This window comes from Salinicola sp. RZ23 (genome assembly GCF_003206675.1).
GTDB classification, from domain to species: domain Bacteria; phylum Pseudomonadota; class Gammaproteobacteria; order Pseudomonadales; family Halomonadaceae; genus Salinicola; species Salinicola endophyticus.
In genome coordinates this window covers 1-20,692 of sequence record NZ_PZJK01000015.1, presented here as the reverse complement: position 1 = coordinate 20,692, position 20,692 = coordinate 1, and the positions used below count along the sequence as shown (strand labels likewise).

Annotated in this window: 11 protein-coding genes; 8 read left to right on the top strand and 3 right to left on the bottom strand. The window is 66.8% G+C overall.

What is annotated here, in order from left to right; genetic code table 11:
• Nucleotides 1–35: 35 nt before the first annotated feature.
• Nucleotides 36–953 (bottom strand): sulfate adenylyltransferase subunit CysD, encoded by a 918-nt coding sequence (cysD, locus tag DOM67_RS14905; protein ID WP_198651836.1) that lies wholly within the window; start codon nt 951–953, stop codon nt 36–38.
• A gap of 86 nt (nt 954–1,039) precedes the next feature.
• Between cysD and DOM67_RS19840 the strand changes: the two genes are divergently transcribed.
• The 8 genes from DOM67_RS19840 to DOM67_RS14865 all read left to right on the top strand — a co-directional run bounded on the left by DOM67_RS19840 (nt 1,040) and on the right by DOM67_RS14865 (nt 18,272).
• A complete protein-coding gene (locus DOM67_RS19840; RefSeq protein WP_157958876.1) occupies nt 1,040–1,390 on the top strand; it encodes a hypothetical protein in 351 nt (116 codons plus the stop codon).
• Nucleotides 1,391–1,856: 466 nt separating this feature from the next.
• Nucleotides 1,857–3,875: a capsular polysaccharide biosynthesis protein gene (locus DOM67_RS14900; protein ID WP_348627308.1), complete on the top strand. Its 2,019-nt coding sequence runs from the start codon at nt 1,857–1,859 to the stop codon at nt 3,873–3,875.
• 1 nt (nt 3,876) lies between these two features.
• Nucleotides 3,877–5,124, top strand: coding sequence for a capsular biosynthesis protein (locus DOM67_RS14895; protein ID WP_110677331.1), 1,248 nt, complete (start codon nt 3,877–3,879; stop codon nt 5,122–5,124).
• Nucleotides 5,121–5,900, top strand: a complete 780-nt coding sequence (locus DOM67_RS14890) for an SDR family NAD(P)-dependent oxidoreductase (RefSeq protein WP_110677330.1) — start codon at nt 5,121–5,123, stop codon at nt 5,898–5,900. The genes DOM67_RS14895 and DOM67_RS14890 overlap by 4 nt, the downstream gene beginning before the upstream one ends.
• Entirely contained in the window at nt 5,897–7,426 is a 1,530-nt protein-coding gene (locus DOM67_RS14885; RefSeq protein ID WP_110677328.1) for an LTA synthase family protein, read from the top strand. Before DOM67_RS14890 ends, DOM67_RS14885 begins: the two co-directional genes overlap by 4 nt.
• 229 nt (nt 7,427–7,655) lie before the next feature.
• Nucleotides 7,656–15,161 carry a type I polyketide synthase gene (locus DOM67_RS20175; protein WP_232825276.1) on the top strand — a complete coding sequence of 2,502 codons (7,506 nt, stop codon included), beginning with the start codon at nt 7,656–7,658 and terminating at the stop codon, nt 15,159–15,161.
• Nucleotides 15,158–16,480: an aminotransferase class I/II-fold pyridoxal phosphate-dependent enzyme gene (locus DOM67_RS14870; RefSeq protein WP_110677326.1), complete on the top strand. Its 1,323-nt coding sequence runs from the start codon at nt 15,158–15,160 to the stop codon at nt 16,478–16,480. The genes DOM67_RS20175 and DOM67_RS14870 overlap by 4 nt, the downstream gene beginning before the upstream one ends.
• Nucleotides 16,481–16,763: 283 nt before the next feature.
• Nucleotides 16,764–18,272: an autotransporter outer membrane beta-barrel domain-containing protein gene (locus tag DOM67_RS14865; RefSeq protein ID WP_110677324.1), complete on the top strand. Its 1,509-nt coding sequence runs from the start codon at nt 16,764–16,766 to the stop codon at nt 18,270–18,272.
• Nucleotides 18,273–18,336: 64 nt separating this feature from the next.
• Here the strand turns inward: DOM67_RS14865 and DOM67_RS14860 are convergent, their stop codons facing one another.
• Both DOM67_RS14860 and DOM67_RS14855 read right to left on the bottom strand, forming a co-directional pair.
• The gene (locus DOM67_RS14860; RefSeq protein ID WP_110677323.1) at nt 18,337–19,758 is read right to left on the bottom strand and encodes a PLP-dependent aminotransferase family protein; all 1,422 of its coding nucleotides are present in this window, start codon (nt 19,756–19,758) and stop codon (nt 18,337–18,339) included.
• Nucleotides 19,758–20,330 carry a hypothetical protein gene (locus tag DOM67_RS14855; protein ID WP_110677321.1) on the bottom strand — a complete coding sequence of 191 codons (573 nt, stop codon included), beginning with the start codon at nt 20,328–20,330 and terminating at the stop codon, nt 19,758–19,760. The genes DOM67_RS14860 and DOM67_RS14855 overlap by 1 nt, the downstream gene beginning before the upstream one ends.
• Between the last annotated feature and the right edge of the window lie 362 nt (nt 20,331–20,692).

Here is a 20,692-nt window from a genome sequence, read left to right as displayed (position 1 = left end):
TTGGTTCGAACATGGCCGGTTCAGACATGGCCGGTTCAGAAGTAGCCTTCGCGTTTTTTCTTCTCCATCGAGCCCGCCTGATCGTGGTCGATGGCGCGTCCGAAACGTTCGCTGGTGCGGGTCAGCAGCATCTCCTGGATGATCGCGGGCAGCGTCGCCGCGCGGGACGCCACCGCGCCGGTGAGCGGGTAGCAGCCGAGGGTGCGAAAACGCACCCAGCGCTCCTCGGGGACCTCGCCCGGGGCCAGCGGCAGCCGCGCGTCGTCGACCATGATCAGCCGGCCGTCGCGCGCCACCACCGGACGCGGCGCGGCGTAATAGAGCGGCACGATGGGAATCGACTCGAGGTGGATGTATTGCCAGATATCCAGCTCGGTCCAGTTGGAGAGCGGGAACACGCGGATCGACTCGCCCGAGCCGATCCTGCCGTTGTAGAGATTCCACAGTTCCGGGCGCTGGTTCTTGGGATCCCAGCGATGGTGCCTGTCGCGGAACGAGTAGACCCGCTCCTTGGCCCGCGAGGCCTCCTCGTCGCGCCGCGCTCCACCGAAGGCGGCATCGAAGCCGTACTTGTCCAGCGCCTGCTTGAGGGCCTGGGTCTTCATGATGTCGGTGTACTTGGCGCTGCCGTGGTCGAAAGGGTTGATGCCCGCGACTCGCCCCTCTTCATTGATGTGCTCGATCAGTGGCATGCCGACCTGGGCCACCATGCGATCGCGGAAGGCGATCATCTCCTTGAACTTCCAGGTGGTGTTGACGTGCATCAGCGGGAACGGCGGCGAGCCCGGATAGAACGCCTTACGCGCCAGATGAAGCATCACCGAGGAGTCCTTGCCGATGGAGTAGAGCATCACCGGGTGGCGGAACTCGGCCACGACCTCGCGGATGATGTGCATCGACTCCGCCTCGAGCTGCCTGAGGTGGGTCTGCCCCAACGTCGTCAGCACGCTCATCCGCGTGCCTCCGGCCGATACCAAGGTGGCGCAGCAGCACCGACGCCCGTGCTGACGCCTGCGGGGCTGCCTGGGGACTCAAAGTCATGTACACCGCTGATGCTGGCAGACGCAGACATGTCAATTCCTGTAATCACGGGCCACTCCGGCGCCAGCCGGATCGTGTTGACGTTTCGCTACACGGCAGCGAACGAGGCAGTCATCAGTGCTATCGCCGGCTCTCTTCAAGTGGCGACCTCGCGCTCTTTTTCGGTGAAACCCTTCGACGAGTCAAACTTCATAAAACGACTTTGTTTCTCTTTGTAATTGCGAAAAATCGATTAATGACACGACTCTCTCAAGTTCTCGACCAACAAATTAATCGCAAGAATGGAGATTTTCTAAAAAAATTCAAGTCTCTGTTTTTAAAGCATTTTTTAGGAAAAAACAAAAATTGAAGGGGCGTTTTTTAAGCACGAGACATGCACTTTCCCCGGTGGTGAATGGGCACCATCCTCTGCGATTCATGAGAAAGCCAGACATCGACGCCAGAACGGCCATGAAAGAAAACGGAGAGCAAGACACCTCAATACATGAAGGCTCTCATACTCGTGCGGTTCGCCTTTTCCATGAGAAAACCTTGATTACATTTACGCCTTCGATTAGCGCGTTAATCGATACACGTTGAAACGCCAGCCATCGCCTCCCTTGCCGCAGCGATCTAACGACTGAAAACGCCCCAAATCCAACCCTCGATGCGCTACACTGCGCGCACTCTGCCGCCAGTACACCGGCGATTGCCTAATGCAGGGAAGTTGCGTAGCGTAGCGATCCATTTCGATGACGGTCTGGCCTTTTTCTCGCAATATGAACAACGATCCGACAGTCTCGTCGTCTTCTTCAGCCGGGGCCGATGGGGGCCGCGTGGCCGGCTATCTCTCCCGTGGTCTGGCACGCTGGCGCATCGTGGGGTGTCTGCTGCCGGAGTATCCGAAGCTCAAGCATGTCGGACCGTACAGCCGGCGCCCGCTCGATGCGGTCGTCGGCTGGGGGCTCAAGCCCACCGCGGCCCGGGCACGGCACCTCGCCGCCCGACGTGACCTGCCCTACGTGGCGATCGAGGACGGTTTCCTGCGCTCGCTGGGACTGGGGGTCGACCACGCCCAGCCGCACAGCCTGGTGGTCGATTTCAGCGGCATCTATTACGACGCCACCCGGCCCTCCGATCTCGAGCGCTGGCTCAACCACGCCGAGTTCGACGCCGCCGAACTCGCCCGCGCGGCATGCGCCATGCAGCGTCTGCGCGAGCTGCGTCTGTCCAAGTACAACCACGCGCCGGACCGCCCCCTGCCTCCGGCCGAGTGCCCGCGCGTGCTGGTGGTGGACCAGACCCGTGACGACGCCTCGATTACCCACGGCATGGCCGACGCTGCCGCCTTCACGCGGATGCTCGAACAGGCGCTGGCCGACCACCCCGAGGCCGAGATACTGATCAAGACCCATCCCGATGTGATCGCCGGGCGCAAGCGCGGCTATCTCACCGAGGCGGCGGCGCGGCCGCGCTGCCGCCTGATGGGCGAAGACATCAACCCCTGGGCGCTGATGGATGCGGTGGAAGCGGTCTACGTGGTCACCAGTCAGCTCGGGTTCGAAGCGCTGATGGCGGGCAAGCCGGTGCACTGCTTCGGTGTCCCCTTCTACGCCGGCTGGGGCCTGACCCGGGACGCGCAGTCGTGCCCACGGCGGCAGCGACGGCGCACGCTGGAGGAGCTGTTCGCGGCGGCCTATCTGCGCTACTGCCGCTACGCCAACCCGTACACCGTGACGCCCTCGACCCTGGAGGAGACCCTCGACCTGCTCGCCGACCAGAAACGCCAGCGCGACCGTCTGGCAGGTCACTGGCTGGCATTGGGTTTCTCCAACTGGAAGCGCGGCTTCGTCAGAGATTTCCTGGGTCCGGCGGCGACGGTGCAGTTCAGCCACGAGAAGACGCCGCTGGCGGCGCAACTCGCAGCCTGCGACAGCCTGGTGGTGTGGGGGCAGAAGCTCACCCCGGAGATCAGGGCGCTGTGCCAAGCGCACGGCGTACGCCTGTGGCGCATGGAGGATGGCTTCGTGCGCTCGGTGGGCCTCGGGGTCGATCTGACCCGGCCACTCTCGCTCGCCTTCGATGCCCAGGGTCTCTATTACGACGCCAATCACACCAGCGATCTCGAGCAGCTGCTCGAACACACCACCTTCGATGCCGCCCTGCTGGCACGGGCGGCACGTCTGCGCGAGCGGCTGATCGAACTCAAGCTGTCGAAGTACAACGTCATTGGGCGTAGCCGCCCGGCGCTGCCGCGCGAAGCCATCGGCACCAGGCCGATCGTGCTGGTGCCGGGCCAGGTCGAGACCGACGCCTCGATCGCCCAAGGCTCGCCGGAGATCAAGACCAATCAGCAGCTGCTGACCGCCGTACGCGAACGCCGCCCGGATGCCTTCATCATCTACAAGCCGCATCCGGACGTGACCTCGGGGGCGCGGATCGGGCTGGTCGACCGTCAGGCCCAGGGTCTGTTCGACCTCGAGCTGGTCGACTGCGACATCATCGATCTCATCGACCTGGCCGACGAGATTCACACCATGTGTTCACTGACCGGCTTCGAGGGGCTGATGCGCGGAGTCGCGGTACACACCTACGGCTTGCCGTTCTACGCCGGCTGGGGGCTGACCCATGATCGTCTGCACAGTCCACGGCGCACGCGCCGCCTGGATCTCGACGAGCTGATCGCCGGGGCGCTGCTGCTCTACCCGACCTATGTCGATCCGCAGAGCGGCGACTACTGCAATGCCGACACCGCCATCGAATTGATGCGCCAGCAGCGCAGCACGCGCCGTGGGCTCTCCCTGCGCACCCGCGCCTATCGCCTCTACCGCAACCTGTTTTCCAAAAGGCAATGAGTTGACGACGTCCCGCAAGTGTTTTCTGCTGCTGCAAGGTGTCTGCTCGCCGTTCTTCGACCGGCTCGGCGAGCAGCTCCTTGCGGCAGGGCATCGCGTGATCAAGGTCAACTTCACCGTCGGCGACAGTCTCTACTGGCACCACGGCAACACCTACGCCTACCGCGGCCATGCCGAACGAATCCCTGACTACCTGGCCCGGATCTGGGAGCGTCACGCGGTGACCGACCAGGTGGTGTTCGGCGATCGCCGCCCGGTGCATCGCCGCGCGATTCTCGCCGCGCGTGAACGCGGCATCCGCAACCACGTATTCGAAGAGGGCTACTTCCGCCCCTACTGGGTCACCCTGGAACGCGAAGGCGTCAACGCCCACTCGCTGCTGCCGCGGGACCCGGAGTGGTATCGCGAGGCGGGCCGACGCCTGCCCAGCGCCGGCAAGCCCAAGCCGTTCCCCAACCAGTTCAGCACCCGCGCTCGCCACGACGTGCTCTACCACCTGGCCGGGGTGGCCAACCCGTTCTTGCATCCGCACTACCGCAACCACGCCCTGGTCACCGCGCCGGTGGAGTATGCCGGGTTTCTGCTGCGCAAGGCGCGCATGCCCTACCTCGCGCGACGCGACGACGAGCGCATGCACGCGCTGCTGACCGAGAATCGCCCCTTCTTTCTGTTGCCGCTGCAGCTCAAGAGTGATGCCCAGATTCGCTATCACTCCGACTTCAAGAACATGCAGGAGGTGATCGGCAAGGTGGTGGCCTCGTTCGCCTATCACGCACCCGCCGGCGCTCGCCTGGTGATCAAGAACCACCCGCTGGACATGGGCCTGGCCCACTACGCCCGGATGATCAAGGTGCTGATGAAGGAGTACGATCTGGCGGATCGCCTGGTCTATCTCGAGGGCGGCAATCTGGAGGCCCTGCTCAAGCGCGCCGACGGGCTGGTCACCGTCAACAGTACCGCCGGCAACGTCTCACTCGGCTTCGGCTGCCCCACCCACACCCTGGCCTCACCGATCTACGACATGCCCGGGCTCACCCATCAGGGCAAGCTGGACGATTTCTGGCAGAATAGGCCGCAGCCGGATGCGGCACTGTTTCGGGCCTATCGCCGAACCGTGGCGCAGACGGTCCAGATCAACGGCGGGTTCTACTGCCGCCCGGGTATCGAGCTGGCGGCCGGGCATGCCCTGCAGGTCATGGAACGTGACCGCTCGCCGCTGCAACAACTCAAGGACGAGATTGCTTCATGAGACGTATCGTCATCACCGGAGCCACCGGTGCCATTGGCGCCGCCCTGGCCAAGCACTACGCCGAAGCGCATGCCAAGGGCTGCCGGCTGGAACTACACGGGCGGCGCAGCGACGTGCTCGACGAAGTCGCCGACGCCTGCCGGCGACTGGGTGCCGAGGTCGAGACCAGCCGCGTCGACCTCAACGACGACGACGCCCTGTTCGCCTGGCTCGAATCGCTGTGCGCGCCGACACCGCCCGACCTGGTGATCGTCAACGCCGGCATGAACATCGATATCGGCACCGACAATCAGGGTGAAGCCTGGGACGACGCCAGCCGCCTGCTCGCGATCAACCTGCGCGTACCCATGGCGATGGGCAACTTCCTGGGCAAGCGCATGCGCGCCGCGGGGCGCGGCCAGTTGGTCTTCATGAGTTCGCTGGCCGCCTACCACGGGCTGCCGGTGACCCCCAGCTACAGCGCCAGCAAGGCCGGCGTGAAGGCCTACGGTGAGGCGCTGCGCGGTTGGCTGGCGCCCTATGGCGTCGGTGTCAGCGTGATCATGCCTGGCTACGTCAGCTCGCAGATGTGCCATGACATGCCCGGACCCAAGCCGTTCCTGTGGCAGCCTGAGCGGGCCGCCCGGCGCATCGCCACGGGCGTGGCGCGCAATCGCGCACGCGTGAGCTTTCCCTTCCCGCTCGACTTCGGCTGCTGGTGGCTGGCCGTGCTGCCGGCGGCGATCTCCCAGCGCCTGCTCAAGTGGCTCGACTACACCGAGGGCTCGAAGTCATGAGTGCCGGTATCGCTCACACCCTCGGCGCTGTGATGACCACGCTGCTGCTCACCTCGCTGTTCGAGCTGCTGCTCAAGCCGCGCCCGCGCCCGCTGTGGCAGCGTCCCGCGGCGGTGATCGGCGTGCACGCGGCCACTACGCTGCTGCACTTCACGCTGTGGCTGCTGATCGTGCAGCGGCCGTGGTTCGCGGTGGTGATCGCCGGTTCGCTGCAGATGGTGATCGTTCAGGTCAACAACACCAAGTCGGCGTCACTGCGCGAGCCCTTCCTGTGCCAGGACTTCGAGTACTTCATCGATGCGGTCAAGCATCCACGTCTCTATATCCCGTTCTTCGGTATCGGCTTGACCATTGCCGCCAGCAGCGCCGGCGCCCTGGCCATCGCCGCCGGCTTCTGGCTCGAACCCTCACTGTTCGCACGCCCCGATGCCCCCTGGAGCCTGTTCGCCACCCTGGCGCTGAGTGCCGCCAGCGCGATCGCCCTGTGGCTATGCCTGTCGCGCCTGCCGGCCTGCACGCTCGAGCCCAACCGCGATTTGGTCGAGCTGGGGCTCTACCCCTACCTGTGGGCCTATGGCAGGCTGCTGCGCCAGCCGCTGGCAGCGGGCGGCAACGCTGCGGCCTTCCCCGAACCGGCGACACCGCCCGCCAGCAACACCCTGCCGCACCTGGTACTGGTACAGAGCGAGTCGTTCTTCGATCCGCGCACTTGGTACCCCAGCGTACGTATGGAGATTCTGCGCGAGTATGATGCCCTGGGTGATGAAGCGCTGGCCACGGGTCGTCTCGAGGTCCCCGCCTGGGGTGCCAACACCGTGCGCACCGAGTGTGCGGTGCTCACCGGCCTGACCCCGGAAGCCCTTGGCGGCCACCGCTTCAATCCCTACCATCAGCTGGCGCGGATGCCGGTGCGCAACCTCGCCGGTGCACTCAAGGCACTGGGCTATCGTACGATCTGCGTACACCCCTATCCGGCCAGCTTCTATCTGCGCGATCGGGTCTATCCGCAGCTCGGGTTCGACGACTTCATCGATATCACCGCCTTCGACGAGGCCGACCGCGATGGTCAGTACACAGGCGACCTGGCCCTCGCCGAGAAGGTGCGCGAGCTGCTCGCCGCGGACGCGGGGCAGCCGCTGTTCGTGTTCGTGATCAGCATGGAGAACCATGGCCCGCTGCATCTGGAGACGCCCGACCCCAGGGAGGCCGCCGACTGGATCGAGGGCGAGCTGCCTGCCGGTTACGGTGATCTCGCGGTCTATCTGCGCCACCTCAACAACTGCGACAAGATGCTCGCGCGTCTCAGGGAGCTCCTGACGACAGCCGACAGGCCCGGCATGCTGGCGTTCTACGGCGATCACGTACCGATCATGCCGGGGGTCTATGCCGATCACGGCGAGCCGGATGGTTTGACGAACTATTTCATCTGGCAGACCGACGCCAGGCCAAGCGATAAGATGCGCATGACACTCTCAGCGGATAAGCTGGGCACCACCATTTACCAGACCATCATCGAGCGCACGTAAGCAGGCAATCGACGGGCAAGCATGGCGGCGAGACGCCTGAGCACGTGCACAGGCCGTGAACGTATCAGGCGATGTCGACGCCACGTGGGCGCAGCGCTGCGCCAAGGACCTGGATGCCCCAAGGGACGCTGTCTCCGCCTATCGCACACACGGCGATAGCGCAAACAGCGCCCCGGCGATGACGCAACAATAGCAAGGCGTAGCCCAGGCTACGGAGAAAGGAGTCCCAATGACCCAACGCGTTGCCATCATCGGCGCGGCTCATCGTTTCCCGAGCGCCCCGACTTCAGAACGTTTCTGGCAAGCGCTCAAGAGCGGCGAAGACCTGGTCACCACGGTCGCCGCGGACCGCTGGGACCATGAGGTCTATCGCCACCCCGACAAGCACCATCCCGGCACCAGCTATACTTTTGCCGCCGGCAGTCTGGGCGACATTTCCGGCTTCGATGCGGCTTTCTTCGGCATCTCCCCGCGCGAGGCGGCGCAAATGGACCCGCAGCAGCGCCTGCTGCTGGAGATGACCTGGGAAGCGATGGAGGATGCCGGCATCCCCCCGCAGCGCCTGCGTGGCAGTCAGTGCGGGGTATTCATGGGCGTCGCCAGTCTCGACTACTCCTATCGCATGGCCGACGACATGTCGGCGATCGATACCTCCACCGCCACCGGCAATACTTCGAGCATCGCCTCCAACCGCATCTCCTATCTGTTCGACCTCCACGGGCCGAGCATGTCGATGGATACCGCCTGCTCGTCGTCGCTGGTCGCTTTCCACCAGGCGTGCCAGTCGATCCGCAGCGGCGAAACCGAGATGGCCCTGGCCGGCGGGATCAGCCTGCACCTGCATCCGTTCGGCTTCATCATCTTCTCCAAGGCGAGCATGCTCTCGCCCACCGGGCGCTGCCAGGTGTTCGACGCCGACGGCGATGGCTACGTGCGCTCCGAGGGCGGCGGCGTCTTCCTGCTCAAGGATTATGACAAGGCGGTAGCCGACGGCGATCGCATCCTCGCCGTGGTCGCTGGCAGCGGGGTCAATACCGACGGCTACAAGAAAGGCCTGACCGTGCCCAATGCCGACGCCCAGGTGGCACTGATGCGTCAGACCCTGGCGCGCGCCGGCCTCACCCCGGACGATATCGACTACCTCGAAGCCCACGGCACCGGCACCGCGGTCGGCGACCCGCTGGAAACCCGCGCCATCGGTGCAGCGATCGGCCAGCAGCGACGCCAGCCGCTGCCCATCGGCTCGGTCAAGTCGAACCTCGGCCACCTGGAGACCGCCTCGGGGGTCGCCGGCCTGGCCAAGGCGATCTACGCCCTGCGCGAGCGCGAAGTTCCAGCGACCATCGGTATCCGCAAGGTCAACCCGCGCATCGATCTCGACGGCTGGAATCTGGAGATCGTCGACAAACCTCGCCGCCTCAAGGCCGAAGGCACGCTGACCATCGGCGTCAACTCGTTCGGCTTCGGCGGCGCCAATGCCCATGTGCTGCTGCAGTCGGCACCGGCGATGGCGCAGCCCGCGGCCGCTGATGCCGACCGCCAGCTACCGCTGTGCCTGAGTGCGCGCAGCCCGGAAGCACTGCGCGAATTCGCCAGCCGCCTGAGCGCCACCCTGGCCAACCACCCCGAAGCCTTCTACGACACCGCCTATAGCCTGGCTTTCCGCCGCGAGGCCCACCCCCACGCCGCGGTGCTGTTCAGCACCAGCGCGGGAGATGCGATCGCGCGCCTGGACGCCCTGGCCGCCGGCGAGAGCGTCCCCGGCAGCGCCAGCGCCGAGCGTGTCGCCGACGGCCACGGCCCGGTATTCGTGTATACCGGCAACGGCTGTCAATGGGAGCGCATGGGGCAGACCCTACTGGCGGAGTCGGCGGTATTCGCCGCCGCCATCGACGAAGTGGATGTGCTGTTCCAGCGCCATGCCGACTTCTCCCTGCGCGATGAGCTGAACGGCACCAATCAGGCCCGCGATGAGTCGGGAGAAGATCGCCTGGCGCGCACCGAAATCGCCCAGCCGGCGCTGTTCGCGCTGCAGGTGGGGTTGACCCGGCTGCTGGCCGCCGAGGGCGTGCGCCCGGCGGCGGTCACCGGGCATAGCGTGGGCGAGGTCGCCGCTGCCTGGGCCTGTGGTGCGCTGACGCTGGAGACCGCGGTCAGCGTGATCTTCCACCGTAGCGCCGGCCAGGGCCGCACCCGCGGCAGCGGCGAGATGAGCGCCGTGGGCCTGGGCGCAGAAGCCATGCAGGGCTGGCTCGACGCGCCCGAATACGCCGAGATCGTGATCGCCGGGGTCAACAGCGCCAAGGGCGTGACCCTGGCCGGCCCGGCCGAAGCGCTGACTCGTCTGGAGAGCGCGCTCACCGCCGAGCGTATCTTCGCCAAGCGACTGCCCCTCGACTACGCCTTCCACAGCCCGGCGATGGACCCGATTCGCGCCCCATTGATCGACGCCCTGGGCCCCCTTGCCCCGGGCGACGGCGAGCTGCCCTTCTACTCCACCGTCTCCGGCACACGCCTGCCCGGTCGCGAGCTGGGCGCCGACTACTGGTGGCGCAACATCCGCGAGCCGGTGCAGTTCGCCCCCGCTATCGACGCCCTGATCACGGCCGGCGCCCGCACCTTCGTCGAGATCGGCGCGCAGCCGATCCTGCGCCGCTATCTCAGCGACGCCCTCGCCGCCGACGCCCAGCCGAGCTGCGTGCTCGGCACCCTGGCCCGCGGCGACGATGGTCTCACTGCCGTCGAAACCACCCTCGCCGGCCTGCTCGCCAGCGGCAGCGTGTCACCGCGCCACTGGTTCCCGGTAGTCGGCCGCTTCGTCGACCTGCCCCACTACCCCTGGCAGCGCGAAAGCTACTGGGTCAGCCCCACCGGCGATACCCAGGGGCTGATGGCGCGCCACTACGAACATCCGCTGCTCGGCTACCGTCTCGCCCGCCAGGGCTGGGCCTGGGAGAGTCAGCTCGATAGCCGGCGCTTGCCGTGGCTGGCCGACCACCGCGTCGGCGATGCCACCGTGTTCCCGGGGGCCGGCTTCGCCGAGCTGGCGCTGGCCGCCGCCAGCGCCTGGAAGGCCAGCCCACTGCTCGATATCGAGGCACTCGAGATCCTGAGCCCGCTGCTGCTCGACGCCAGCCACGGCAAGAAGCTGCTGCTCGAGCTGCAGGAGGCCGATGGCAGCCTCACCATGCAGACCCGCGAGCCGGCCAGCGACGATGCCTGGACCCTCAACGCCCGCGCCCGCATCGCCGCCCAGACCCGCGGCCTGCTGTTGAGCAGGCGCAGCGCCGGCTTGCCCCAGCGCGCCCCTGACATCAGCCGCGAACGCCACCTGGCGATGGCGGCCCGCGTCGGGCTCGACTACGGTCCCGGCTTCCAGGCCATCGACGCCATCTGGGTCGAGGATGACCGCGCCCTGGGGCGCATCGACCTGCCGCCAGCGATCGCCGAGGGGCAGCGCGACTGTCTGCTCGCCCCGGGCATTCTCGACAGCGCCTTCCAACTGTTCATCCCGCTGCTGGCCGATGAGCTCGCCGCCGCCGGCGGGATGGCCTTCGTGCCGGTGCGTCTGGAGCGGCTGCAGCTGCGTCTCGACGCCGCACCGCCGGCGTGGATGGAGGTCCGCCTCACTAGCCGTGCGCCCCACTCGCTGTGCGCCGAGGTGGCGCTCTACGCCGCCGACGGCCAGGCCATCGCGGTGGTCGAGGGCGCCCGGTTCAAGGCTGCACGCCTGCGCCACGCCCCCCAGCACCGGCTGAGCTATCTCGACCACCGCCTGGTGCCGGCACCGCGCGAGGCCGCCAGCCTGCCGCTGGACGACGCCAGCGCCAAACTCGCCCTGAGCGAGCTGCAGACGCGCTACCGCGAAGTGACCGGCGGCCGCTATGCCGACGAGGTCGCGCCGCTGCTCGACACCTTGGTCGCGACCTTCCTCGATCAGGCGCTGCGCCCACATGCCGATGCCGACGGCCAACTGCCGCAGGCCCGCTTCGACAGCGGCGCGGCCGATCTGCGCCAGCGCCGACAGCGGGTGATCGAGCTTGCCATGGCCAGTGGCGTGGTCAGTCAGACCGATGCCGGCTGGCAGCTGCGCGAAGCGGAAGAGATCGACGCCGCCACAATCTGGAACCTGCTGATCCGCGACTACCCCGACTACGCCGCTCTGACCCACAGCGTCGGCCGACTCGGCCTGCACCTGGCCGAGTGGCTCGACGGCCAGCTCGATGCCGAGAGCCTGGGGCTGGACAGCGCGCGCATGACCCGGCTGATCCAGGCCAGCGTGGGTGAGCGCGGCTGGTTCGCGCTGGCCGACACCTGGCAGGCACAGTACCAGCTCTCGTTGCAGCTGCTGCCGCCGCAACAGCGGCTGATCCTGCTCGAGGCAGCGGCATCGCGGCCGCAGCTGGGTGAACGCCTGCTCCAAGGCATTCCCGGCGACCGCGCGGCGTTCCGCTTTCTCCCTCTACGCGATAGTGCACGCCAGGAAGCCGAGGCGCTGGCCGAGCAGGATTCGCGTGTCGAGCTGATCGCCACCGACGCGGCCGATGCGGATATCGGGGCGACGGTCGCGCTGATCACTCTCGACGGCACCCGCGAAGAGACCGCCGCGCTACTGCGCACGCTGCCGCAGCAACTCGACGAGGAGGCGCAGATCGCGCTGCTGGCCCAGGGCGACAGCGACTGGCGCACCTTCCTGTCGCTGGCCCTGGCGGACGACACCCTGCCCGCGGCGCTCAATGAGGTGCGCGAGCAGCTCGAGATGCTCGGCTACCGCGGGATCGCCGAGCATGCCCTGGAGAGCGACCATGGCGGGTTGGTGCTGCTGACAGCCCAGCCGCCGCTGGCCAGCGCCACGCCGGGCGATGATAACGACGAGCGTGCCGAGACCGCACCGGCACACTGGCTGATCCTGGCCGACGCCGCCTCTCAGCCCCTCGCAAACGCGCTGGAAGCGCGCCTGAACGCCCTCGAAGAGACGGTCTCGCGGCGCAACGATGGTGAACCGGCGGCACTGCTCACCGAGGTCGCCGCGACCCAGGTGGTCGACCTGCGCGGCCTCGGCAGCGACGCCGAAACACGCTGCGTGCTCGCCATGCAGTGGTTGCAGAGTCTCGAAGCCAGTGGCAGCGAGGCGTCACTGTGGCTGATTACCCAGGGCGTCGGGCCCACCTTGGGCACCATGGGCGATACGTCCGCTCGATTCATGCCGCCCGAAGACGCGGCCGATCGGTCCACGCCGCCCGAAGACGCGGCCTTGTGGGGCTTCGGCCGCTCCCTGCAGAACGAGGCCGGCAGCCGCCAGGTGCGGCTGCTCGATCTGCCGGCCAACGCAGCCACCAACGATGCGCTGCTGGACGCCCTGCTGTTCGAGCTGGAGATGCCGGATGCCGAGAGCGAGGTCGTGCTCGACGCCGAGGGCGCGCGCTGGGTGCCGCGTCTCGGGCTCGAGCCAGCGCCGGGCAGCGTCAACGAAGCCGAGCAGCGCGAGATCGGCGCCGGCCACGCGGTCAGCCTGGGCTTCGAGCTGCCCGGTCAGCTGCGCCATCTGCGTTGGCAGCCCCATACGCTGGCCGCGCCCCAGGCGGGGCAGGTCGAGGTGGCGGTCAAGGCCACCGGGCTCAACTTCCGCGACGTGATGTATGCCCTCGGCCTGCTCTCGGACGAGGCGATCGAGAACGGTTTCGCCGGCCCCACCCTGGGGCTGGAGTTCGCCGGTGAAGTGGTGCGGGTCGGCGATGCCGACAGCCCGCTCAAACCCGGCGATGCCGTGGTCGGTTTCGGCCCGGCGAGCTTCAGCGACCGCCTGATCGCCGATGCCAACGCCGTCGCCGCGATTCCGGCGGAGATCGGCTACGCCGCCGCGGCCACCATCCCCACGACCTTTTTCACCGTCTACTACTCGCTCAAGCATCTGGCCCGCCTGCGGCCGGGCGAGCGGCTGCTGATCCACGGTGCCGCCGGCGGCGTCGGCCTGGCCGCGATCCAGATCGGCCGCTGGCTGGGCGCCGAGATCTACGCCACGGTCGGCTCCGCGGAAAAACGCGACTTCCTGCGCCTGATGGGCGTGGAGCGGCTCTATGATTCACGCAGCCTGACCTTCGCCGAAGAGATTCTGCACGATCTCTCGGTGGACAACGGCGGTGACGGCCGCGGGGTCGACGTGGTGCTCAACTCGCTGGCCGGCGAGGCGATCAACCAGAACCTGCGTGTGCTCAATCCGTTCGGCCGCTTCATCGAACTGGGCAAACGCGACTTCTACGAGAACACCAAGGTCGGGCTACGTCCGTTCCGTAATAACCTGAGCTATTTCGGGGTCGACTCCGACCAGCTGATGCGCGAGCTGCCGCGCCTGACCGGCGAACTGTTCGGCGAGATGATGGCGCTGTTCGCCGACGGCACCCTGGCACCGCTACCCTACACCGCCTTCGGCAGCGATCGGGTGGTCGAGGCCTTCCGCTACATGCAGCAGGCACGCCAGATCGGCAAGGTGGTGGTCACCTACGAGCGTCCGCCGCAGATCGCACCGACGCCCAGTGACGATCTCACTCTCACCCTGGATGCCGCCGCGACCTACGTGGTTACCGGCGGGCTGGGCGGTTTCGGCCTCGCCACCGCCGAATGGCTGGCCGCCAAGGGTGCCCGCAAGCTGCTGCTGCTGGGACGCCGCGGCGCCACCACCGAAGAGGCCCGGGCCGGCGTGGCACGGCTGCAGGCCGCGGGTGTGAGCGTGCATGCCGAAGCCTGCGACGTGACCGATGCCGAGGCCCTGCGCGCGGTACTCGACACCGCCCGCGATGCCCTGGGTCCGCTCAAGGGCATCGTGCACGCCGCCACGGTGATCGACGATGGCCTGATCCGCAATCTCGACGCCGAGCGGGTGCGCCGCGCGATGGCGCCCAAGCTCGACGGTGCGCGCCATCTGGATGCGTTGACCGCGGACGACCCGCTCGACTTCTTCGTGGTCTACTCCTCCGCGACCACGCTCTTCGGCAACCCCGGCCAGGCCAGCTACGTGGCCGCCAACCACTGGCTGGAAGCCTTCGGTGCGCAGCGACGCGCCCAGGGTCGCCCCGCCACCGTGGTGCGCTGGGGGGCGATCGAGGATGTCGGTTTCCTCGCGCGGCATACCCAGACCCGCGACAGCCTGCAGGAGCGCCTGGGCGGCGAAGCACTGACCTCCCGCGATGCCCTCGAGGTGCTCGAGCGCATGCTGGTGGCCGATGTCGCCTCGCTCGGCGTGCTCGAGCTGGAGTGGCGCGCGCTGGCGCGCTTCCTGCCCACGGCGGAGACGCCGCGCTACCGAGAGATCGCCCGCAGCGCCAGCGACGACGGCAGCAGCGAAGGCGACGAGGACCTGCAGCAGCTGCTGGCAAGTCTGGAGCCGGAGGCGCTCTACGACACCCTGATCGGGGTCCTCAGCAAGGAACTCGCCAAGATTCTGCTGATCGATGAAGAGAAGATCGACATTCACAAGTCGGTCTACGACATGGGCTTCGATTCGCTGATGGGGGTCGAGCTGGTCACCGCGCTGGAGTCGCGCCTGGGTATCCAGGTCCCGGTGATGGTGCTCAGCGAGGCCGGCACCCTGGCCAAGCTGTGCGACTATCTGATGCACAAGCTGCGTGGCGATGGTGGCGACAGCGATAACGAAGACGAATCGATCAGCAGTCTCGCAGCCCGCCACGGGGTCAGCGAGCTGCAGGATGGGCAAGTCCCCGGAGAGAGCACACCGTGAGTCAGTCCGATACGCTCAAGCAGCGTCTGCTCGACCAGGCCCGCCAACGGCGCCAGCAGCGCCCGGCGGGCGATGCCCCCAGCCCGCGCCCCGCAGGCGCCGGCGTGGACGAACGCTTTACCCGTTTCGACCGCCACCCTGGCTATCAGCAGTTGAAGCTGATGCGCGAAGGTGGCCAACGGCTAGGTATCCCCGACCCCTTCTTCAAGGTCCACGAAGGCACCGCCGGGGCCACCACCACCATCGGTGGGCGCGAGTGCATCAACTTCGCCAGCTACAACTATCTCGGGCTGGCTCACCACCCCAAGGTGATCCAGGCCGGCATCGAGGCGCTAAAGCGCTACGGCAGCTCGGTCTCGGCGAGCCGACCGGTCTCCGGCGAGCGCCCCATCCACCACGAGCTGGAGCGCGCCATCGCCGAGACCTACGAGGTCGAGGACGCGGTGGTGTTCGTCAGCGGCCACGCCACCAACGTCTCGACCCTGGGCTACCTGCTCGGGCCCAAGGATCTGGTGCTGCACGACGAGTACATCCACAACAGCACCCTGGTGGGGGCCCAGCTCTCCGGCGCGCGGCGGATGAGCTTCGCCCACAACGACCCCGCGGCACTCGAGGCCCTACTGGCGCGCCACCGTGGGCAGTTCGAACGCGTGCTGGTGGTGATCGAGGGGCTCTACAGCATGGATGGGGACGCCCCCGATCTGAAGCGCTTCGTCGAGATCAAGCAGCGCCACCAGGCGTGGCTGATGGTCGATGAGGCGCACTCCTTCGCGGTGATGGGCGACACCGGCCTGGGGCTGCGCGAGCACTGTCAGGTGGCGGCCACCGACGTCGATATCTGGATGGGTACGCTCTCCAAGACGATGTCCGGCTGCGGTGGCTATATCGCCGGCTGCCGCGAACTGGTCGAGATGCTGCGCTACTTTGCGCCGGGCTTTCTCTACAGCGTGGGCATGCCGGCCCAGGTCGCCGCCCCGTCACTCGCCGCGCTCGCGGTGATGAAAGAGGAACCGCAGCGCCTGCGCGACCTGCACACCATCTCGAGCTACTTCCTCGAACAGGCCAAGGCGCGCGGCTTCGACATCGGCGACAGCATCGGCGTTGCGGTGGTACCGATCATCGTCGGCAGCTCGGTGCTCGCCGCCGGCCTCTCGGACGCCCTGCTCCAGCACGACATCAACGTACAACCGATCCTGCACCCCGCGGTGCCGGAAAAGAGCGCCCGTCTACGCTTCTTCCTCAACTGCGAGCACACCCGCGAGCAGATCGACCGCACCCTGGACGTCCTTCAGGTCGAGTGGCAGGCCCGCATCCAGTAAGCAGGCCAATCGCTCCCGCGACCGCGGCGCCACGCCGCGGTCTTCCCTCAGCGCGTATCCCCCCTCGTAGGTGGGGCCAACGCTAGACGCGAACTTTACCCGCAAAGAACAAACCGGCAGCCTTGCCTTTACCGCCTCAATCTCCGAGCAAGCCCCCTCTCCTCGCGTCGAGTCGCCTCACTACATTAGAGCCACCTTGTATTTTATTTCTCGTCCGTCATGCTGAACTCTGCCCCTTATTTGCCGATGACAAAACTCATATAACCGACAGGGAACAGCAGCGATGCGGATCGACATCAAGGCGGCCGTACTCGGCTTGAGTACGCTTACCGCTTGCCCCACCGTGGCCGCCGCCGGTTTCGGTCTGGCAGAGCTGATTCAAATTGGCCAGGCACTGCCCGATGTGCAGAACCAGGATGCCCTCTCGATAGACGCTACTCAGGCCAGCCTGAGACTGAACAACGGCCGTGAATTCACCATCAGCTCGCCCGACGGCCAGACCTCGCTGGCCAACCTGGTCAAGGGAGACAGCGTGGCGCTGGATGTGAACGGCAATCGGGTCAACGTCACGACCACGGCCGCAAGCCTCGAAGCGGGTTACGACAAGGGCGATCAAGCGGCGGTCTACTCGATCTCCAGCGTGGTCGACACCCGGCCGCTGACCCTGAGCTGGGAGGGTGCACCTGATTCGATCGCCAGCGCCAATCGCCTCTCCGCCACCCTCAACGGCCAGCCCGTCACGCTGGTTCTCCCCGAGGGCAAAACGCTGGCCGACTTCAAGGGATCGACTCCGATCACCCTGCTGGACGCCAGCGGCAATCCGCTGGTCGAGGAGCGGTCACTCAACGCGCTCTCGCCGAGCCGCCTGCTGCAACTGGCCGCTCGTCTGGGCATGCTCGATACCGACATGGCCCTGCGCGGCGCCCAGAAGCAGGCGATGGCGCAGAACTTCGGAATTCTCTCCAGTCAGATCGACAGCGCCATGCAGCCCGGGCGGGCACGCTCGAATGCCCCGCGCCAGGGCCAGCGCTTTGCCGCGGGTCGTGGCTTCAACGTCTGGGTGGCCAGCGAAGCGAGCGATCTGGAGGGGCGTGCCAACACCACCGCCTATGACGGCGACGGCAAGGCAGCGTTCGTCGGCATCGACTGGAAGCGCAACGACTGGCTGCTGGGAATCGCCACCGGGCACAGCTCAGTCGATATCACCACCACCAACCGGGTCGCGCGTGTCGATCTCGGCGGTGACGTGATCGCCCCCTACGCCGCCGTGGCCGTCGACGATGGCCGCTGGGTGTTCGATGCGGTTGGACTCTATCAGTCGCTGGATGGCCGCAGTCACAACCGCTATCTGGACGGCGATGTGGATCTCGATGGCGAGCGCTGGGGCGCGCGCGGCTCGACGACTTACTATCTTCCGCGCCTGGACCAGTGGCAGGTCGGGGTGACCGCCGGCGGCGCCTATCTCAATGACAAGCTGCAGGGGCGCTATCTCGGCACCCAGAGCGATTACGGGGTCGAGCTCGGTGAGCTCTTCGGCGGGCTCAAGCTGGGCTACGATCTGCCCCACGGGCAGTTCTACGCCAGCGTGCTGCACTATCACAACATCACCGCCAACGTGGACAGTCGGGTCAATCTCATCGAGGAGGATGACCCCAGCCGGGAGCAGTTGGGCGTTGGACTGTCACATCAGTTGGGGCAGCGCTGGAATGTCGACTTTGCCGGTGTCGCCGTCGTCGGCAGCAGCGACACCCGCTATCGCAAGCTGCAGGCGACCCTGGCCTACCGTCTCTAGGTACCCTTGCCTAGCGTTTCTAGGGACGCTGCTGAAAAAGGCATGCGCTCGCCGAGAGCGGGGATCAGATCACGCCGATATGCTGATCCGGGCGGCTCTGCAGGGTCTGGGCGATATCGCCCAGGGCCACCGCCAGCGACTGGCGGCTGATGGCGCCACCCAGACAGACGCGCACGGCCTCCGGCGGCTGTCCGGAGACGGTGAAGGCGTCGCTGGGTACGACACTGATGTCGAAGTTGCCCAGACGATGGGCAAAGGCCGCCCGGCTCCAGTGGGATGCCAGGGGTATCCAGATATGGAAGGCGTCCGGCTGCCCGCGGAAACTGCCCTGGGGCAGCCACTCGCCGACCAGCGCGTAGCGGGCGCGGGTCTCGCTGCGTATCGCTTCCAGCCAGCGCGCCGCGATGCCACTCTCGATCCACTCGGTGGCCAGTGCGGCATTCAACGGCGATGCCATCACCGTGGTCGCGCGCATGGCACCGGCCAGACGCCGCGCCTCGGCCTGCCCTGGCGCCACCACATAGGCGAGCCGCAGTCCCGCGCCCAGACACTTGGCCAGCCCGGCAATATAGTAGGTCGATTCCGGCGCATAGCTCGCCAACGGTGCCACCGGCTGACGCGGCAGCGCGGCGTAGGCATCGTCTTCGATGATCGGCAAGCCGTAGCGCCGCGCCACCTCGGCGATCGCCTCGCGCCGGGCGGGCGTCATCGTCCCCGCGGTGGGATTGTGCAGGGTCGGATTGCAGTAGAGCGCGCGCGGCGAGTAGCGGGCGCAGGCGGCGGCGAAAGCTTCGGGATCTATGCCCGCCTCGTCGATCGGCAAGCCGACCAGTCGGATACCCAGCTGCCCGGCCACGGCGCGTAGACCGGGATAGGTGAGCGCGGCACAGCACACCACGGCATCCGGCTCGGTCGCTTTCAGCAGGGTCAAGATAGAGAGCAGCGCACTCTGCGCGCCGGGGCAGACAAGTAACCTCGCCGCCGGCACGTCAGGCCAGTGCCGCGATAGCCAGCCCGCGCCGGCCTCGCGGTCGCGCGTGGAACCCCCGAACTCCTGATAGCGCAGCAGCTCCGGCAGCCGCGGCTGCAGGGCGGCCAGGCCGGCCTGCATCTGCGCCGCCAGCTCGGTGTCGGCCGGCTCCGGCGGCAGGTTCATGCTCATGTCCGCGCCGCGCCGAACCTCCGGCGGCGGCAGCGGCGTAGCCACCTTGGCGGGCCGCGCCTCGCCAAGCACGTAGCTGCCACTACCGACCCGCCCCTCGATCAGACCACGCTCCCGCGCCTCGTTGTAGGCTCGAGTCACGGTGGTGAAGTTGATCCCGAGATGCTCGGCGAGCTGACGCTGGGTCGGCAACTGCTGATTCGGCGCAAGGCGGCCGCTGGCGATATCCTCGGCGATCGCATCGGCAATGGCGCGATAGAGCGGACGCGTCGCCAGCGAGAGTCGCGGCACCCACGGCATGACATCTTCGGCCCAGACCGGCATCAGGCGAGATACCGATTGAGGCGGCCGATGCGATAGAGATCGTGCAGGTAGAGATCCAGCTTGGCCACCGCGTGGGTCAACAGGATCACCAGCACCAGCAGCACCAGGATCACCACCGGGTCGTTCATCCAGGCAAAGGTCGCGCCGGGCACTTCGTAAGCAACGGTATAAAGGCTCAGGCCGCCCAGAAACATGGCGATCAGGCAGTCGACAAGCACCACGATCAGCAGGGCCTTGCGCCAGTCGTGCGCTACCGGACGGCCGGTCCACAGCGACAGATAGCGAATTTTCACCCCCTGCTCCAGCACGATGCTCTTGCGCCGGCGCAGCAGCGGCTCGGGGTTACGCGACAGCGTCTCGTCACGCTGTGCCGCGCTCACTAACCGCTCGGGAAAGACCCCGCGCAGCGCCGCAAACGCACTCTCTGCCGCGGAAGCGCGGCTCGCCCCTTCACGCATCGCCAGCGCTTCGTCGTCGCCGACGTTCTGCGCATAGTAGATGTCGTAAACCTGATAGACGGCGAATGCCACCCCCATAAAGATCACCGCCAGCACCAGTATTGTCTGGATCATAGCCCGCCCCCCATGATTTCCATCGCACCATCGCTCTTCCCGAGGGCATCGGCGCTACACGCCGCCCCGGGTTCCCGTAGACGCAAGAATATTAGCAGCCATACAAAAACCATTCAATACAGGTACAGATACATGCATTAAGCATTGTATGCATTCCTGTTTATTGCCTGCACCTGGCCTCGCGCCTGCGCCCCTTCTGCTGACGTGGGCATCGCGAACGAAGAGGCGCTCCCATCACGACCCTCTCAATGCCGGCAACTGGACCCACGAATTCGTGAGCAGAGATCACTCCGACAACAGACAGACCGGCAGCCGTTAGGGGCGTAGCGACCACGCCCCCAATGCCGAAAAAAAAGGTTCAT

Excerpts from the sequence above, each read along its gene's own strand:
- DOM67_RS20175 (WP_232825276.1), top strand. The coding sequence starts at position 7,656 with ATGACCCAACGCGTTGCCATCATCGGCGCGGCTCATCGTTTCCCGAGC.
- DOM67_RS14865 (WP_110677324.1), top strand. The coding sequence starts at position 16,764 with ATGCGGATCGACATCAAGGCGGCCGTACTCGGCTTGAGTACGCTTACC.
- DOM67_RS14890 (WP_110677330.1), top strand. The coding sequence starts at position 5,121 with ATGAGACGTATCGTCATCACCGGAGCCACCGGTGCCATTGGCGCCGCC.
- DOM67_RS14855 (WP_110677321.1), bottom strand. The coding sequence starts at position 20,330 with ATGATCCAGACAATACTGGTGCTGGCGGTGATCTTTATGGGGGTGGCA.
- DOM67_RS14860 (WP_110677323.1), bottom strand. The coding sequence starts at position 19,758 with ATGCCGGTCTGGGCCGAAGATGTCATGCCGTGGGTGCCGCGACTCTCG.
- DOM67_RS19840 (WP_157958876.1), top strand. The coding sequence starts at position 1,040 with ATGTACACCGCTGATGCTGGCAGACGCAGACATGTCAATTCCTGTAAT.
- cysD (WP_198651836.1), bottom strand. The coding sequence starts at position 953 with ATGAGCGTGCTGACGACGTTGGGGCAGACCCACCTCAGGCAGCTCGAG.
- DOM67_RS14885 (WP_110677328.1), top strand. The coding sequence starts at position 5,897 with ATGAGTGCCGGTATCGCTCACACCCTCGGCGCTGTGATGACCACGCTG.